Source organism: Aeromonas jandaei (genome assembly GCF_037890695.1).
GTDB classification, from domain to species: domain Bacteria; phylum Pseudomonadota; class Gammaproteobacteria; order Enterobacterales; family Aeromonadaceae; genus Aeromonas; species Aeromonas jandaei.
The window spans coordinates 3,059,891-3,076,592 of sequence record NZ_CP149571.1 but is presented as its reverse complement, the minus strand read 5'-3'; the positions used below and the strand labels follow the sequence as shown (position 1 = coordinate 3,076,592).

12 protein-coding genes are annotated in these 16,702 nt (G+C 57.1%); 7 read left to right on the top strand and 5 right to left on the bottom strand.

Going from position 1 to position 16,702, the window contains the following annotated elements:
- Nucleotides 1–9: 9 nt before the first annotated feature.
- The 7 genes from WE862_RS14510 (at nucleotide 10) to WE862_RS14480 (ending at nucleotide 6,743) form a co-directional block, all read left to right on the top strand.
- Nucleotides 10–543: a chemotaxis protein CheW gene (locus WE862_RS14510; RefSeq protein WP_042030997.1), complete on the top strand. Its 534-nt coding sequence runs from the start codon at nucleotides 10–12 to the stop codon at nucleotides 541–543.
- Nucleotides 543–1,406: a CheR family methyltransferase gene (locus WE862_RS14505; RefSeq protein ID WP_052448107.1), complete on the top strand. Its 864-nt coding sequence runs from the start codon at nucleotides 543–545 to the stop codon at nucleotides 1,404–1,406. The genes WE862_RS14510 and WE862_RS14505 overlap by 1 nt, the downstream gene beginning before the upstream one ends.
- A complete protein-coding gene (locus WE862_RS14500) occupies nucleotides 1,403–2,473 on the top strand; it encodes a protein-glutamate methylesterase/protein-glutamine glutaminase (RefSeq protein WP_042030998.1) in 1,071 nt (356 codons plus the stop codon). Before WE862_RS14505 ends, WE862_RS14500 begins: the two co-directional genes overlap by 4 nt.
- 11 nt (nucleotides 2,474–2,484) lie before the next feature.
- Nucleotides 2,485–3,714 carry an EAL domain-containing response regulator gene (locus WE862_RS14495; RefSeq protein ID WP_042030999.1) on the top strand — a complete coding sequence of 410 codons (1,230 nt, stop codon included), beginning with the start codon at nucleotides 2,485–2,487 and terminating at the stop codon, nucleotides 3,712–3,714.
- A 75-nt stretch (nucleotides 3,715–3,789) separates the two neighbouring features.
- Complete coding sequence (locus WE862_RS14490) at nucleotides 3,790–5,421, top strand: methyl-accepting chemotaxis protein (RefSeq protein WP_042031065.1); 1,632 nt, start codon at nucleotides 3,790–3,792, stop codon at nucleotides 5,419–5,421.
- Between the two features lie 413 nt (nucleotides 5,422–5,834).
- Entirely contained in the window at nucleotides 5,835–6,161 is a 327-nt protein-coding gene (locus WE862_RS14485; RefSeq protein ID WP_042031000.1) for a Bor/Iss family lipoprotein, read from the top strand.
- Between the two features lie 42 nt (nucleotides 6,162–6,203).
- Nucleotides 6,204–6,743, top strand: coding sequence for a hypothetical protein (locus WE862_RS14480; RefSeq protein ID WP_042031001.1), 540 nt, complete (start codon nucleotides 6,204–6,206; stop codon nucleotides 6,741–6,743).
- Nucleotides 6,744–6,857: 114 nt separating this feature from the next.
- On the opposite strand, the gene WE862_RS14475 is transcribed toward WE862_RS14480, so the two are convergent.
- From WE862_RS14475 to pepN, 5 genes are all read right to left on the bottom strand, one after another.
- On the bottom strand, nucleotides 6,858–7,394 hold the full coding sequence (locus WE862_RS14475) for a cell division protein ZapC (RefSeq protein WP_041207787.1): 537 nt from the start codon (nucleotides 7,392–7,394) through the stop codon (nucleotides 6,858–6,860).
- An 89-nt stretch (nucleotides 7,395–7,483) separates the two neighbouring features.
- Nucleotides 7,484–8,494 (bottom strand): quinone-dependent dihydroorotate dehydrogenase, encoded by a 1,011-nt coding sequence (gene pyrD / locus WE862_RS14470; RefSeq protein ID WP_033113539.1) that lies wholly within the window; start codon nucleotides 8,492–8,494, stop codon nucleotides 7,484–7,486.
- Between the two features lie 74 nt (nucleotides 8,495–8,568).
- Nucleotides 8,569–13,407 (bottom strand): NAD-glutamate dehydrogenase, encoded by a 4,839-nt coding sequence (locus tag WE862_RS14465; RefSeq protein ID WP_042031002.1) that lies wholly within the window; start codon nucleotides 13,405–13,407, stop codon nucleotides 8,569–8,571.
- Between the two features lie 278 nt (nucleotides 13,408–13,685).
- The gene (locus WE862_RS14460) at nucleotides 13,686–13,907 is read right to left on the bottom strand and encodes a DUF2835 domain-containing protein (RefSeq protein ID WP_042031003.1); all 222 of its coding nucleotides are present in this window, start codon (nucleotides 13,905–13,907) and stop codon (nucleotides 13,686–13,688) included.
- A 93-nt stretch (nucleotides 13,908–14,000) separates the two neighbouring features.
- Nucleotides 14,001–16,625, bottom strand: a complete 2,625-nt coding sequence (gene pepN, locus WE862_RS14455; protein ID WP_042031004.1) for an aminopeptidase N — start codon at nucleotides 16,623–16,625, stop codon at nucleotides 14,001–14,003.
- Between the last annotated feature and the right edge of the window lie 77 nt (nucleotides 16,626–16,702).

The following is a 16,702-nucleotide window of genomic DNA, read 5'->3' as shown; positions in this document are numbered from 1 at the left end:
AGCAGCCCAATGCGCACAACACATGCCCCTGATACTGTCACCTCCCACTTCCACTGCGTGACCTTCATGCTGGGAGGGGAGCTCTACGGGGTCGATATCGGCTGCATCCGCGAGATCATCGAGTTCGAGGGGATGACGCCGGTGCCCATGATGCCGCGCTTTGTCAGGGGGATCATCAACCTGCGGGGCGCCGTGGTGCCGGTCATCGACCTCTCGATCCGCTTTGGCCGGGGGCAGACCCCAATCCAGCCCACCACCTGTGTCGCAATCCTTTCACTGCCCAACAGCAATGGTGAAGAGCAGGAGATCGGCATGCTGCTCGACTCCGTCTGCGAGGTGCTGGAGATTGCCACCGACACCATAGAGCCGGCCCCGACCTTTGGCGCCCATATTCGTGGCGACTTCATTCAGGGGGTGGTCACCATCGCCCAGCAGTTCGCCATTCTGCTCGACATGCACAAAGCGCTCTCCATCGCCGAGCTGAGCGCCATGGCCGAGACCACTACCAGCCAGCTCTTCAACAGCGAGCAAGGGGGCTATTAGTGGCGGCATCCCTCACCTCCCCGGATCAGGGGCCGGTGCTAACCCAAAAAGAGTTCGAACTGTTCCGGCGCTTTATCTTCACCGCCGCCGGCATCGATCTCGCCCCCTGCAAGCGGGCGCTGGTGCAATCCCGCCTGGCCAAGCGGCTGCGGGCGCTCAATCTTACCAGCTACTACGGCTACTGGGAGCGGATCAACCAGCCACAGAATGTGCAGGAGCGGCAGCTCGCCATCAATCTGCTCTCTACCAACGAAACCTATTTTTTCCGCGAGGCACAGCACTTCAGCTGGCTGAAGCACCATGCCGAACAACTGCACGCTAGCCGCCATCAACCACTGCGGGTCTGGTCTGCCGCCTGCTCCACCGGTGAGGAGGCCTACTCCGCCGCCATGGTGCTGGCCGAACAGCTCGGCATCAACGAGCGCTGGCGGATCTACGGCACCGACATCAATACCCGGGTGATCCCCTTTGCCCAGCGTGCCATCTATGCCGTGGAGCGGGCCCAGCATGTCCCGCCCCACCTCTGGATGCGCTATTTCCAACGCGGTCACGACGAATATGCGGGCAAGGTGCGGGTGAGACCCGAGCTGGCCAGAAAAGTGTCATTCTCCAACCTCAACCTGCTCACCTGCGGCAACTTTATCGAGCGGGAGTTCGACGTCATCTTTCTGCGCAATGTGCTTATCTACTTCAACGAAGAGACCAAAGGCCAGGTGCTCTCCCAATTGTGTGAGCTGCTCAGGCCCGGTGGTTATCTGCTGGTCGGCCATTCGGAGATCATCCGTCAGCAGGATCTGCCACTGGTGCAGGAGGCCCCTTCGCGCTATCGCTGCCAACCTCAGCTTTTCAAGGATGAAACATGACCATACGGGTATTGATCGTGGACGACTCGGCACTGGTGCGGGAAGTGCTGACCCAGATGCTGGGCAAGGCTACCGATATCGAAATAATTGGGGCGGCATTCGATCCCATCTTCGCCATGCAGCAGATGAAGAAGTGTTGGCCGGATGTGATCATTCTCGATATCGAGATGCCCCGCATGGATGGCCTCACCTTTCTGCGCAAGATCATGAGCGAGCGCCCGACGCCGGTCATCATCTGCTCTTCCCTGACCGAAGAGGGGGCCACCATTACCCTGGATGCCATGGCTGCCGGCGCCATCTCCATCATCACCAAGCCCGCTGTCGGCATTAAAAACTTCCTGCAGCAATCGGCCAACGAGCTGATCCAGGAGATCCGTACCGCCGTCAACGCCAAGCTGCGCAACCTGCTGCCAGACCACCAGCAACCCGGCTTTACTCCCCCTCCCAAGCGCACCGCCGATGCCATGCTCTCGCCCCCGCCGGAGCGGGTCAAATTTCGCACTACCGACCGGATCATCGCCCTTGGCACCTCCACCGGCGGCACCCAGGCCCTTGAATATCTGCTGACCAGACTGCCGGTCACCTGCCCGGGGCTTGCCATCGTGCAGCATATGCCGGGGCGCTTTACCGCCTCGTTTGCGGAGCGCTTGAACGGCCTTTCGAAGATCGAAGTCAAAGAGGCGGCCACCGGCGATCGCCTGCTGCCCGGCGTAGCGCTGATCGCACCCGGTGGCAAACATCTGCTGATCCAGCGCAGCGGCACCCAATATCTGGCTGAGGTGAAAGAGGGTCCCCCCGTCTCTCGTCACTGTCCCTCGGTCGATGTGCTGTTTCGCTCGGTAGCGGTTAGTGCCGGTCATAACGCCCTTGGCGTCATCATGACCGGCATGGGGGATGATGGCGCCCGCGGTATGCGTGAACTACATGACACCGGAGCTCGCACCATCGCGCAGGATGAGGCGAGTTGCGTGGTCTTTGGCATGCCCAAGGAGGCAATTGCCCACGGCGGGATCGATGAAGTGATGTCCCTTGCCCAGATAACCCAGACGCTTGGCCGTCCCGATTGAGAGGAACCACCATGTCCCTAGAACAATGGCAGGGCCGCAATGCCCTGGTGGTCGATGACTCCCGTACCCAGCAGTATGAGGTGACCTGTCTGCTGCAAGATCTTGGCTTTGGCCAGATCCATCTCGCCAGCGATGGTCAGGATGCCCTCAACAAGCTGCAGCAACTGGAGCATGTCGATCTGCTGCTGACCGATCTCAACATGCCGGGAATGGATGGGGTCGAGCTCATCAGTCAACTGGAGAAGCACACCGGCTATCAGATGTTTGTCGCCGTGATGAGCGCCGTGGATCGGGATGTACTGGATGTTATCCACTCCATCGCCGATGCCGGCACGCTGGAGGTGATCGGCGTACTGGCCAAACCGCTCAGAACCCAGGATCTGCGCAACATGTTGCAGCACTGCGATCCGCGGGTTCATCGGGAAAACAACAAATGGATGCAGCTCACCTTCACCAGCGACGATGTCCGCCATGCTCTGGAGCAAGGCCAGCTGGTTCCCTTTTTGCAGCCCAAGATCAACATGAACGATGCCAGCCTCTATGGCTTTGAGGCGCTGGTGCGCTGGCATCACCCAGAACATGGCACCCTGCCTCCGGTCTGTTTCGTTCATCATCTGGAAGAGGGGCCGCTGGCGCTCGATTTTTTCTACGCCTTTCTGCAAGCCACCTGCGAGGCACTCAACAAGCTCACCCTGCAGGCCGGCCAGCTCAGTTGCTCCATCAACCTGCCGGTCTCACTGCTGACGACCGACAAGCTGGTGGAAACCATGGTAGAGGTCGTGCAGGGCCATCGCCTGCCCTGTCAGGCGATTATCATCGAAGTCACCGAGACCACCTTCATGTCCAACCTCGCCGTGTCGCTCGGTACCCTCGCCCGCCTGCGACTGCGTGGCTTCGGTGTGGCAATGGACGATTACGGCACCGGCTACTCCTCGATGAAACAGCTGTCCCGCTGCCCGTTTACCGAAATCAAGATAGACAAGGAGTTTGTCCACGATGCCCATACCAGCCCCAAGAAGCTGGCCATCCTCACCTCCGCCATTGTGATGAGCCAAAAACTGGGGCTCAAAACCGTCGCTGAGGGAGTTGAGAGCGAAGAGGATTGGGATCAGCTGGCCTTGCTGGGGTGTGATTTAGCCCAGGGCTATTACATCAGTCGCCCGCTGCCGGTTGAACAGATTGCACACTGGTTCGGCGAATGGCAGGCAAAAAACGCTATTTATCCGGCAGACCAACCCTGATTGGGAAAATAACTTAAATTTAAGGTGTCGTGTAATTTCGGCATGGAATGCAAATACATCAGCATGAGGCTCTATATGATAAATCTGATCCGTCTTGTATCGATAAAAATGCGACTGATGCTCGCCTTTTTGCTAGTCAACCTGATCCTGATCGGGGTGGGATTTTACGGCAAACAAAATACCTCGACCGTCAACGACATGTTGAATGACATGTATCTCAACATGCTGATCCCGATAAAGGATCTATCCAACGCCAATATGCAGGCTATTTATCACAACCGATCGCTGTTTGATTATGTGATTGAGCCGACCAAACCGGGTATGGATGCCATCGCCAGTAAAATGGATGGCTACGAGCAGAAGATGAACGAGCTGCTCAACAAATATCGCGCGACCGAGCTGACCGAGCCGGAAAAAGTGGCGCTGGCCGATTTTGATCGCGCCTGGCCCCTCTACAAAGAAGCAGCCAAAAAGGCGATGGTAGCCAGCTATGCCAATGATAACGACACCGCGGTCAAATTGATGAAGGGTGAAGCGGCGGCGACCTTTCAGGTCGCTGATGACCTGCTCAGCAAGCTGGTGGATATCAATCAGGGGCTGGCTAAACAAGCCTATGACGATAGCGATGTGATCGTTGCCGATATCTCCACTGCAACCTACACCATCATCACAATATCAGTCGCCCTCTCGGTAGTGCTTGGCTGGCTGCTTAGTCAGAGCATCAACCTGCCGCTTGGCAACATCATGGACGAATTGAAACAATTGGCCGCCGGTTATCTCACTGGCAGTGATAATCGTGACGGGCAAGACGAGATCACTCAGATGCAGATCTCCATGGGTAACGCCCGCCGTAGCTTGCGCAACATCGTATCCACCATGCAGCATGCCGCCGAAGGGCTCAGCGCCAGCTCCTCCCAGCTGGTTGCCGCAGCGCAGCAAGTCAATACCAGCTCCCAGCAGCAATCGCTGGCGACCGCCAACACAGCGGCATCGGTTGAAGAGCTGACTACCTCGGTCTCCCAGCTCTCCTCCTTTGCCAATCAGGCCAACAGCGTGGTAATGGAGTCCGGTGAAATCGCTCACGCCGGTGAGGAGCAGGTCAAGCGGGCGTCACAGGAGGTGGTGCGCGTTACCAATGCGGTCAACGATTCCGCCAAGCAGGTGCAGGGATTGTTTGATGACATCACTCGCATCAGCCAGATCTCGGTGATGATCCAGGGGGTCGCCGATCAGACCAACCTGCTGGCGCTCAACGCGGCTATCGAGGCCGCCCGGGCTGGCGACATGGGCCGCGGCTTTGCGGTCGTTGCCGATGAGGTGCGTACTCTGGCAGCCCGCACCACGCAGGCCACCCAGGAGATCAACGAGATGCTCCAGTCAATCCAGCAGGGTGCAACCGGCGCGGTCAAGGGAATGAACGCCTGCTCCGACAGCATGGGCACGGTACGCGAGACTACCGACAACTCCAGCCACACCATGGCGCAGGTCGATCAGAGCTCCCGCAAGGTGGTGGGCCTTATTCAGGAGATCAGCTCCATGCTGCATGAACAGGCGGCGGCCAGCCAGCTGATCGCCCAATCGGTCGAGGAGATCACCCAGATGTCGCTGGAAAACGTCTCGGCCGCCGAGAGCGTCAACCACGATGCCTCCCAGCTGACCGAGATCATCAAACAGCTCGACGAGGGGATCCGCTTCTTCAAGGTTTAAAGCAGGCTCAATACAGGATCAGATGCAAAGTGGCGGTACCTCCCGCCACTTTTTATTTCCCGCCAACATTACTTCCAAAATGTTCAATCTCAACGTCCATGGACATGTAATCAATTTGCAACTGTCTACAAAAGGAAGTTGGGTCATACTTGCTTCAAACTACAACGTGGTAGCTTTACAGCGCCCCAAAATGAGACGCATATGGAACGCAAAATCAATCTTCGAGATTCCAATCACTACGGAAATCGACCCAGTAGATTTACAGCTCCTAAACTCGCAAAGAGTTCGTAAAAGTTTACGATACAATTGCTTACAATATCCATGTCAGTCTTGGGTGGCCACATGGTCACTATAAATGGTATGAAACCTCACCTACTCAAATTCCCTATCGCCCCGATGCCTGACAGGTTGCCATGATTTTAAAAAACAAAGTTGTCATTATTATCGTTCTTGCCGCCTTCAATTCTGGCTGTGCCACGCAAGCGGTTGATGTCAATGCAACACAAGTGTTTTCTTTTGGTAAAGGACGTGGGGTTGAGTCGAAAGAGATCACTAGTCATTTTTTCTTTACCGATATCGATATTGGATTAAACGACACCATTGATGCGGCATCCATTTGCCATGGTGTTGAAAATATCGTTCGGGTCGAGACCAGCGTCAGCTTTTGGGACTCTATATACCGAGGTTTAACCTTTGGTTTGTATACCCCCCGCTCGGCCAGAGTCTATTGTGCTGCATAATTGGATGGTTTTTGCCTTTCCAACATGATGGGATCACACGTTATGAGACGATTGCTGTTGTTGATATCACTCTATGTGGCAGGTGCAAGCGCAACCCCCAGGCTGGAACTCCCTTATTACGACTGGGGCCGTTGCCCGTTTGAAGGATGTACCTACCAAACGTGGCTCACCAAGCAGGAGATCATAGCCAGGGCATCGCCCTCTCCTGCAGCCAAAGTGTTATTCAAGGTACCACGTGGCCAGCAAGTGCAAGGGCTGACTGGCGTGGTCATTACCGAAAAGACCGGGCGCATTAATATATTGAAACCAATCACCCTGGGTTACAACGACAAAAACGAAGGCCCGCTACTACCGATGCATGCGGGTGAACAGCTTGAGATCATTGGCTGGGTAGGTGAAGGTGCAGGATTGTTTTGGTACCAGGGAAAGACCTACACCCTGGACTACGACCACACTCGTACCGAGATTGAATATGGCTCAGGGCCAAAAACCCATTGGTGGGTGAAAATACGAGACAAGAAAGGCCATGAAGGATGGGTCCTGGAGTCTGACAACTTCGCCCATATGGATCGCTTTGAGTGATAATTTTTGACTAACTTGGACGGAAGATCGCCAAGCAATAATGGATATCGGCTTGTTAGACCTTACAAAACATGAATAATGACCATGAAATAACGCAGCCCGAAAGGGCTGCCATCAGCTGACCTGACGATATTGCTCGGTCAGGACAATACGAGGGGTCATCCGATTATTCATCACCTTGATAACGCCAAAACGGGACAAGGTTTTGCTGGTTGTCAGTACAAAATCCTGGGTCAGGTTCATGCAGACACTGGCCTGATCACCCGCTTCAATGACCATAAATTCCCCTCTGCCGTGGGGCGTATTCATCCAGACCAGATCGCCATTTTGTGGCGATATAACCGGGTGCTGTTCACCAAAAAACCAGCTTTGTGGCATCAGGGGTTTATAAAAACGGCTCACTGCGATGGCATTAAGTACCAACTGAACCTGATGAGGAATACTCCACGCCAGTTCTGCCGCTTTATCCATCAATTGATAATAGAGTGCCGCATCATCGACACAAAAAGGCTGGGTGGTAAATGAACTGGGTACCAATTGCCGCCCTTTATATTCGGTGGCAAATAGCATGTTATCAGACAGGTCCAACATCAGACGGTCATTCTGGGCATCATAGTGCCATTGCCAGCTATCGGTCGGTTGGATAAGCATGCGGGAGCCCTTACTTGATAATTACCAGTTGACTTTATTCCATATGCAGGAAATCAGCAACGTCAAATAAAGGGCTCCCGAACTATTTCTTAAATATTGGTCACAATCTCTTTGACCAGACCCGGTCCTTTATAAATAAAACCGCTATAAATTTGTACCAGACTGGCTCCGGCAGCCAATTTCTCCCGCGCCGCCATGGCACTATCAATACCACCAACCCCGATAATTGGCAGAGCCCCATCAAGCGCTTTGGCCAGATGACGGATCACCTCGGTACTCTTGTGCTGCAGCGGACGACCACTCAGGCCACCTGCTTCACCGGCATGAGGCATGTCGTAAATCATCTCGCGCTCTAGGGTGGTATTGGTGGCGATGACCCCATCGATACCATTACGAACCAGCGAAGCGGCAACCTGATCTATTTCCTCGAAGCTCAAATCCGGCGCAATTTTTACCGCCAGCGGCACATATTTTTTATATTGGGCGGCCAGTTCCTGCTGGCGGGTTTTCAGCGCGGCGAGCAATTCATCGAGCGCCTCGCCATATTGCAGTGAACGCAAACCCGGGGTGTTGGGGGATGAGATATTGACGGCGATATAACCGGCATGGTCATACACCTTGTCCATGCAGAAGAGGTAATCATCCTTGCCCTGCTCGATGGGGGTATCTTTGTTTTTGCCGATATTGATGCCAATTACCCCCTGATATTTGGCCTCTTTGACCCGCGCGACCAGATGGTCAACCCCCTTGTTGTTGAATCCCATCCGGTTGATGATCCCCTCAGCCGGAATAACCCGGAACAGGCGCGGTTTGTCATTGCCGCTTTGCGGTCTGGGGGTAACGGTACCTACCTCGATAAAGCCAAATCCCATGGCCCCCAATGCATCAATACACTCCCCATCTTTATCCAGACCGGCCGCCAACCCCACCGGATTGGCAAAAGAAAGCCCCATGACAGTGACGGGGCGTTTCGGCAAATTCTGGCGGAAGAAACAATCGAGTGGCGTACCAAGAAGGCGGGGCAAATATTTCATGGAGAGATCGTGAGCCTGTTCCGGATTGAGTTTGAACAGGAAATGCCTGGCGATGGGGTACAACATCTTTGCTCCTTAAAGAAAGCCCCGGCAACTGGCCGGGGCTTTGGGTGTTATGCCGCTGTTATGCTTTCAGGCAATTACAGTGATCGGCAATTCAACTGGAGCAGGTTCAACTCTCGCAAGGCCACCGAGAACTTGGCGAACTCGTGAGTGCTGGTGGTCTTGAAGTCGGCCAACATATGGGTCCAACGGGACAAGAGTTGTTCATGCTCCGAAATCCAGTCGGCCAGTATGGTAGCGCATTCTCCCTGATCTTTGCACCCTTCCAGTACCACGGAAGTGAGACTGCGCTGCTGCCAGTCCAGATCTTCGCGGAAGGAGGCCCGCGCCATCGCCTGCCAGTGGTTGCCCACCGGCTGATGGTTGATCTGGTCGAGGAACCAGTGCAGATCCAGCTTGGCGCCAAGGCGGTAGTAGACATTGGCGGCGCGCAGAATGTCGGTCTTGTGCTCCGCGGCAATCTGGGCCAGATCCAGAGTCGAGAAGAGGCTGCTCATATGGGCGACCTGACGGGCGATGACCTCCGGCACCTGTTTCTCCACCAGCTTCTGCACTGCCAGCTTGTGCTCGGCTACTTCGCTCTCATCCATGACCTCATAGAGGTGCTGGCTTAGGGTTTCGAAGGCCGGACGGAAGAAGGCGATGTTCTCGCTGATGCTCCAGCTGCGGTTGCGGGCACGCAGGAACCAGCGGGTGGCGCGGCGCACAATGCGGCGGCTGTAGAACATAAGCTCGAGCTGGGTCTCTGCCCCCACCAGGTTGTCGCACCCTTCGATGTCGCGCCACAGCCGGTTCATGCCAAACACCTCGCGGGCCATGGCAAAGCAGCAGGCCACTTCGGCGACCGAGGCTCCGGTCTCGTCCTTCATCCGGCTGGCGAAGTTGAGCCCCATGTCGTTGACCAGCATGTTGGCGACCCGGGTCGCAATAATCTCGCCCCGCAGCGGATGCTGGGCCAGTGCCGCACCGAACTGCTGCTGCAGTTTGGGCGGGAAGCTGGTGACCAGCATGTTGGCCAAGAACGGCTCGTCGGTCACTTCCGGGCAGTTGAGCTGCTCTTTCAGAACCATCTTGCCGTACGCCACCAGCACCGCCAGCTCGGGTCGGGTCAACCCCTGCCCTGCCGCCATCCGCTCGGAGAGTTCCTCATCGGATGGCAGGAACTCCAGCGCACGGTCGAGCTTGCCTTCCCGCTCCAGCCCCTGAATAAAGCGCTGCTGCTCTTTGAGCTGCTCACTACCACGGAAGCTGGTGACCGAGATGGACTGGGACTGGCGATAGGCGTTGGTGATGACAATCTGCGCCACATCGTCGGTCATATCAAAGAGCATCTGGTTACGCTGCTTGAGGGTCATATCCCCGGCTGCCACCAACTGGTTCAGCAGGATCTTGATGTTCACCTCGTTATCGGAGCAGTCCACGCCGCCCACGTTGTCGGTAAAATCGGTATTGATGCGACCGCCCTGACTGGCGTACTCCACCCGGCCAAGCTGGGTAAAGCCGAGGTTGCCGCCCTCACCCACGATGCGGGCACGCAGATCGCGACCATTGACCCGCAGAGCATCGTTGCTGCGATCACCTACCTCGGCGTCACTCTCGCGGGCACTCTTCACGTAGGTGCCGATACCGCCGTTCCACAGCAGGTCGACATTCAGGCAAAGCAGCGCTTTGATCAGCTCGTTCGGCGCCATGCTGGCCTTGTCGGTACCGAGCAGGGTCTGCATCTCGGGAGTGAGCTTGATGGACTTGGCCGAGCGCAGGAAGATGCCGCCCCCTGCCGAGATCAGGCTCTTGTCGTAGTCATCCCAGGTCGATGTTGGCAGCTCGAACAGGCGCTTGCGCTCGACAAAGCTCTTTGCCGAATCCGGGTTGGGGTCGACGAAGATGTGCATGTGGTTGAAGGCGCCCACCAGTCGGGTGTGCTCGGAGAGCAGCATACCGTTACCAAACACGTCGCCCGCCATGTCGCCGATCCCGACGCAGGTAAAATCAGTGGTCTGGCAGTTGATACCCAGCTCACGGAAGTGGCGCTTGACCGACTCCCAGGCGCCGCGGGCGGTGATGCCCATCTTCTTGTGGTCATAACCGACCGAACCGCCGGAGGCGAACGCGTCACCCAGCCAGTGACCATACTCCAGGCTGATTTCGTTGGCGATATCGGAGAAGGTAGCCGTCCCCTTGTCGGCGGCCACCACCAGGTAGTAGTCATCCTCGTCGTGACGCACCACATCCTTGGGCGGGATCACCTCGCCGGCGATGATGTTGTCGGTCACATCGAGCAGACCGCGGATAAACAGGCGATAGCAGGCCTTGCCCTCTTCTTGGATCACGGCGCGGGGCGCTCCCGCCGGCATCTGCTTGCAGTAGAAGCCACCCTTGGCCCCCACCGGCACGATGACGGTGTTCTTCACCTGCTGGGCTTTGACCAGACCCAGCACTTCAGTGCGGAAGTCTTCTTTGCGATCGGACCAGCGCAGGCCACCACGGGCTACCTTGCCCCAGCGCAGGTGTACCCCTTCCACCCGCGGTGAGTAAACAAAGATCTCGAATTTCGGCAGCGGCAGCGGCATGTCGGTGATGCTGGACGGCGCCAGCTTGAAGGAGATGTAGGGCTTGATGTTGCCCGCCTTGTCCAGCTGGTAGTAGTTGGTGCGCAGGGTAGCGTCGATCATCTCCACGTAGCGGCGAATGATACGATCGTCATCGAGGTTGGCCACCTGATCCAGCTTGGCGGCGAGCTCTTCGTGCAGTCTGGCCCCGGTTTCCGCATTGCGGGGCATGGCCGGATTGAGACGCTGCTCGAACAGCCCAAACAGCAGGCCGGCGATATCGGGATAGCGGGTCAGGGTCTCTTCGATATAGGACTGGCTGAAGGAGACGCCGGTCTGGCGCATGTATTTGGCATAGGCGCGCAGCACCGAGACCTGACGGCCAGTGAGACCCGCCCCCAGTACCAACCGGTTGAAGCCATCATCTTCCAGCTGCTTGTTCCAGATGGCCGCGAAGGCTTCCTGGAAGCGCTGCTGGCTCTGCTCCAGATCGAACGGCTGATCGCTGTGCAACAGCATGGAGAAGTCGAGGATCCAGAATAGCTCGCCCGCCGGAGTGCGCACCTGATAGGGGGTCTCGCCGATGACGCGCAGCCCCATGTTCTCCAGCATCGGCAACACATCGGAGAGGTGGATAGGTTCGGTGCGGTGGAACAGCTTGAGGCGTACCCGGCGATCGTTCTCCTCTTCCTGAGCGCGGTAGAACAACATGCCAAGTGGCTCGGCTTCGCTCAGGTTGTCCAGCGCCATGATGTCGGCCACGGCAGAGCCCGGCAGCACATCTTCCTTGTAAGCGCGGGGGAAGGCGGTGCTGAAACGACGACGCAGTTCGTTGCCGCGCGCTTCGCCATAGTGGGAGAGCAGCACGGAGTCGAGTCTGTCGTCCCAGCTGCGGGCCGCTTCAATCAGGTTGTTCTGTACTTCGTTCACATCCACATCCACGTTGTTGTTGTTAACCCGCACTATGTAGTGAGTCCGTGCCAGCACGCCCTCGGTGAAGTAGACGTTGAACTCCACCTCTTCGCTGCTGCCGAAATATTGTTGCAGGATCTGCTGGGTCTTGATCCGCAGCGCGGTGTTGTAGCGCTCCTTGGTGACATAAACCATGCAGGAGAAGAAGCGACCATAGACATCGCGGCGCACAAACAGGCGCAGCATGTCCCGCTCCTGCATCTCCAGCACACCCAGACCGGTAGCCAGCAGCTCCTCTTCGCGGGCCTGGATCAGCTCGTCACGGGGATAGGTTTCCAGCACGTTCAGCAGCGCCTTGTAGGCGTGGGAGCCCTTCTCATGGCCGGAGGAGGCCATGATGCGCTCGAGACGGTGGCTGATGAGCGGGATCTGGGTTGCACTGGTGTTGTAGATGGAGGAGGCATACAGACCGATAAAGCGATCTTCCCCCACCACCTTGCCATGCTCGTCGAAGCGCTTGATGCCGATGTAATCCACATAAGCCGGGCGATGAACCCGGGATTTGCTGTTGGATTTGGTGAGGATCAGCAGATCCTGACTCAGCGCTGCGTGACGGGCGCTGGCCGGCATATTGCCAAGACGCTGCCCCTCATCCTTGATGGAGTTCTTCATCAGTCCGAGGCTGGAACTGGCCTGCGGCAGGATCTCGTGATCCCCCTCCACCGCCTTGACGTCGTAGCGGCGATAGCCCATCAGGGTGAAGTTATGGGCAGCTACCCATTTGAGAAACGCGATGCAGGAGTGGACCTCCTCCTGGCTCACCGGATGGTTGCGCTTGGGCAGCTCGTCGATGATTTCATTGAGCTTGGCCAGCATCGGCTGCCAATCGCCGACCGCCAGCGCAACTTCGCCAGCCACGGATTTGAGCTCGGCAGCCAGCGCTTCCATCTGCACTTCGCTGGTAAGGTGATCGATTTCGATGAGGAAGGCGGTCTCGACCGATGTCTGCCCGTCGGTATTGTCGAGATCCAGAATGGCGCTGATCTTACCTTCTTCGCCGCGGATCAGGTGCAGCGGCTGGTGCAGCATCATGTGGGCGGTGATATTGAGACGCTTGAGCGCCATCCGGATGGAGTCCACCAGGAAGGGTGAATCCTGCAGGATCACCTCGACGATAGTGTGGGGGGACTGCCAGCCATGGCGGGTCAGCTCGGGGTTGTAGACCCGGATATAGGGTTCGGTGCCTCTACGCTGATTGAGGGCATTCCAGAGGCTAAGCGCCGCGCCGTAGAGATCGCTGTCGTTGCGATCATGCATGTCGGAGCTCGCCATGTTGCCGTAAAACTTGGCCACGAAGCATTCGACCAGAGAGGCACTCTTCTTGGGCAGTTTTTGATGGATCAGGCCGAGAACGTTTTCGAGCAGAACTGAGGTAGGGGCGTCTTTCAATGCCATTTTTATATTCCTTATCGGACGACATTAACCACCGACGCAGAGGCAACCACCCTGGTTACCCGCTGGTGCAGAGTTGTTGCGAAGTGTAATGGCTTGGATCAAGGAAGGCGAGAGAAGATGCTAACGGACTGTTAAAAACAAGGTGCGGATCACGGCTTAAACTGTGAGATATTTTGCCAACAGGCAAAAAAACAGAAATTCCCACTGCCTTTGTGCCACTTTTCCGGATAGATAGTGAGCATAATCAGATAATCAGTCGGTAAACTGTTCGTTTTTTGTTAACTTATGCGTTCGAGGCTGATAAAGCGATAATCGTCCTGCGTTTTGAGGCGAAAATAGCCATGTACCCCGCTGATAGCGACAAAAGGCCGGATTTTCTCGATGCCAAGCTCGATGGTCAGCCCCTGTTCACTGCGCACTACCAGCCGTCTGGCGTGCCCCTGATACATCAACATCACCTCGTCACTGCTCAGCGACAGCCGAAAGGTAAATTGCTTCACGTTTACTCCCGATAAATGCCCTGTTTACCCCGCTGGCAAGCAGAGAGGATCAAATAACGGGGCAAAGGATGACACTCCCCTGCCCCGCCGATGTTACTGCTGCAGCGCCTTGCTCACTTTTTCGAACAGATCCCGCGCCAACCCCTCGAGGTTGGCCAGGCGGGTCAGCTCAGCACGGATCAGTACCTTGCGCCCCTCATCGAGTCGCTTGAACTGGATAAGCGGGGTGATGAGGCGGGAAGCGACCTGCGGGTTGACCTCGTTGAGCTCGATCAGCAGATCGGTCAGGAAGCGATAGCCGCGACCATCGATGGCGTGGAACTGCACCTGGTTGTTCATGGCAAAGCTGCCGACCAGCGCACGCAGACGGTTCGGGTTGCGAATACTGAAGGTAGGGTGAGCCATCGCCTGCTGCACCTCGCTCAGCACATCTTCCGCCGGCTTGCTACCCACCAGACGCAGCCAGTTATCCAGCACCAGACCATCCCTGGCCCACTTGCCTTCGAAATCGGCAAGCAGCTCGGAGCGGCACGGCAACAGATAGCTGTTTGCTACCTGCAACGCAGCCAGAGTGTCGGTCATGTTGTCGGCGGCGGCATATTGCTGGCGCACCAGCAGGTCGGCACTGCCAGCATCGAGGGCCGCCAGATAGCCGAGCACCACGCTCTTGAGCGCGCGTTTGGCCATGTCGGCATGCACCACCTGATAACCCGGCAGATGAAGGCTCTCGTAGGTCACCAGCAACTGGGCGCCAAAGGCTTGCGCCAGCGAGGTGGTTATCTCGTTGCGCACCTGATGGATGGCATCAATATCCGCCACCTCGAACAGTTCGGCCAGGGTCGCTTCACCCGGCAGGGTCAGGATCTCCGCCTTGAGCGCCGGATCGAGTTCGGCATCTTCCAGAATGGCGATAAAGGCTGCCAGCAGGGTTTGGGAGAGCTCAACCCCCTGTCCGTGTTGCACCCTAGCCACCCCGTCGATAACCGCCTTGTTGATCAGCATCTGCGCCGCATCCCAGCGGGCAAATTCGTTGCGGGCATGGCGCATCAGGAAGGCCAGCGCCTCATCGCTGTAATCAAAGTGCAGCTTGACCGGTGCGGAGAAGTCCCGCAGCAGGGAGGGAACCGGCTTGACCGGCACCTGATCGAACACGAAGGTCTGCTCTGCTTCCAGCACGTCGAGCACGTTGCCGATGGCCTTGCCCTGATACTGCAGCGCAATAACGGCACCCTGCTCGTCATAGAGTTCGATATCGAGTGGAATGTGCAGCGGCAGCTTTTGCGGTTGATCCTGAGTCGGCGGGGTGTGCTGGCTCACATGCAGACGGTAAACACCGCTCGCGGCATCGTACTCGTCGGTCACGGTGAGTTCCGGGGTGCCGGACTGGCTGTACCAGCGGCGGAAACGGCCGAGATCGACCCCGGAGGCATCCTCCATCGCCTGCACGAAATCATCGCAGGTGGCCGCCGAGCCATCATGACGCTCGAAGTAGAGGCGCATACCCGCCTGGAAGGCGGTCTCACCCAGCAGGGTATGCATCATGCGGATCACTTCCGACCCTTTCTCATAGACGGTCAGGGTGTAGAAGTTGTTCATCTCGATCACCACATCCGGACGGATGGGGTGCGCCATGGGGCCCGCGTCTTCGGCAAACTGCGGCCCGCGCATGGTGCGCACGTTGTCGATGCGGTTGACACCACGAGAGCCCAGATCGGAGGAGAACTCCTGATCCCGGAACACCGTCAGCCCCTCTTTCAGGCTGAGCTGGAACCAGTCACGGCAGGTAACGCGATTGCCGGTCCAGTTATGGAAATATTCGTGACCGATCACCCGTTCGATATCGTTGTAGTCGTTGTCGGTGGCGGTCGCCGGGTTGGCCAGTACGAAACGGGAGTTGAAGATATTCAGCCCCTTGTTCTCCATGGCGCCCATGTTGAAGAAGTCGACCGCCACGATCATGTAGATGTCGAGATCATACTCGAGACCAAAGCGCTGCTCGTCCCAGCGCATGGAGTTGATGAGGCTCTCCATGGCGAAACCGGCGCGATCCAGATTGCCTTTGTCGACGAAGATCTCGAGAGCCACCTTGCGACCGCTTTTGGTGACGTAATGGTTACGCTCCACGTCGAAATCACCGGCCACCAGGGCAAACAGGTAGCTGGGCTTGGGGAACGGATCCTGCCACTGCACGAAATGGCGGCCGTCGCCCAGATCGCCGCTATCTACCTTGTTGCCGTTGGAGAGCAGGAAGGGATATTTGGCTTTGTCAGCGGTGATGCGGGTGCTGTAGCGGGCCAGAATGTCGGGGCGATCCAGATAGTAGGTAATGCGGCGAAAGCCCTCCGCTTCACACTGGGTACAGTAGGCATCACCCGATTTGTAGAGCCCTTCCAGCGCGGTGTTGGCGGCCGGATCCAGCAGGGTCACGATGGTCAGCACGCACTCGGCGGGCAGATTGAAGATGGTCAGGGAGCTTTCGCCCTGCTCGTAGTGTTCGCAGGGGATGCCATCGATGGCGATGCTCTCTAGCGTCAGCTGCTCACCATCCAGTACCAGCGGCGCATTGTGCTCGCCGTTGCGGCGGATGCGGGTAATGGCAGTGACCCGGGTCTGTGGCTCCTGCAGCTGGAAATCGAGGTCGATGGTGTCGATCCAGTAGAGCGGTGCCTGATAGTCCTGACGATATTTGGCCGTCATGGCCTGGGAGTGATCGTTCATTATTGTCTGCTTCCACGCTTGTTAAAGGCGAGAAAGAGGCTGTCACAACCAACTGGCAGGGTCAAACAATTTGCAGC

Excerpts from the sequence above, each read along its gene's own strand:
- WE862_RS14495 (WP_042030999.1), top strand. The coding sequence starts at position 2,485 with ATGTCCCTAGAACAATGGCAGGGCCGCAATGCCCTGGTGGTCGATGAC.
- WE862_RS14510 (WP_042030997.1), top strand. The coding sequence starts at position 10 with ATGCGCACAACACATGCCCCTGATACTGTCACCTCCCACTTCCACTGC.
- pepN (WP_042031004.1), bottom strand. The coding sequence starts at position 16,625 with ATGAACGATCACTCCCAGGCCATGACGGCCAAATATCGTCAGGACTAT.
- WE862_RS14475 (WP_041207787.1), bottom strand. The coding sequence starts at position 7,394 with ATGCTTATCCAACCGACCGATAGCTGGCAATGGCACTATGATGCCCAG.
- WE862_RS14465 (WP_042031002.1), bottom strand. The coding sequence starts at position 13,407 with ATGGCATTGAAAGACGCCCCTACCTCAGTTCTGCTCGAAAACGTTCTC.
- WE862_RS14490 (WP_042031065.1), top strand. The coding sequence starts at position 3,790 with ATGATAAATCTGATCCGTCTTGTATCGATAAAAATGCGACTGATGCTC.
- WE862_RS14485 (WP_042031000.1), top strand. The coding sequence starts at position 5,835 with ATGATTTTAAAAAACAAAGTTGTCATTATTATCGTTCTTGCCGCCTTC.
- pyrD (WP_033113539.1), bottom strand. The coding sequence starts at position 8,494 with ATGTTGTACCCCATCGCCAGGCATTTCCTGTTCAAACTCAATCCGGAA.
- WE862_RS14480 (WP_042031001.1), top strand. The coding sequence starts at position 6,204 with ATGAGACGATTGCTGTTGTTGATATCACTCTATGTGGCAGGTGCAAGC.
- WE862_RS14500 (WP_042030998.1), top strand. The coding sequence starts at position 1,403 with ATGACCATACGGGTATTGATCGTGGACGACTCGGCACTGGTGCGGGAA.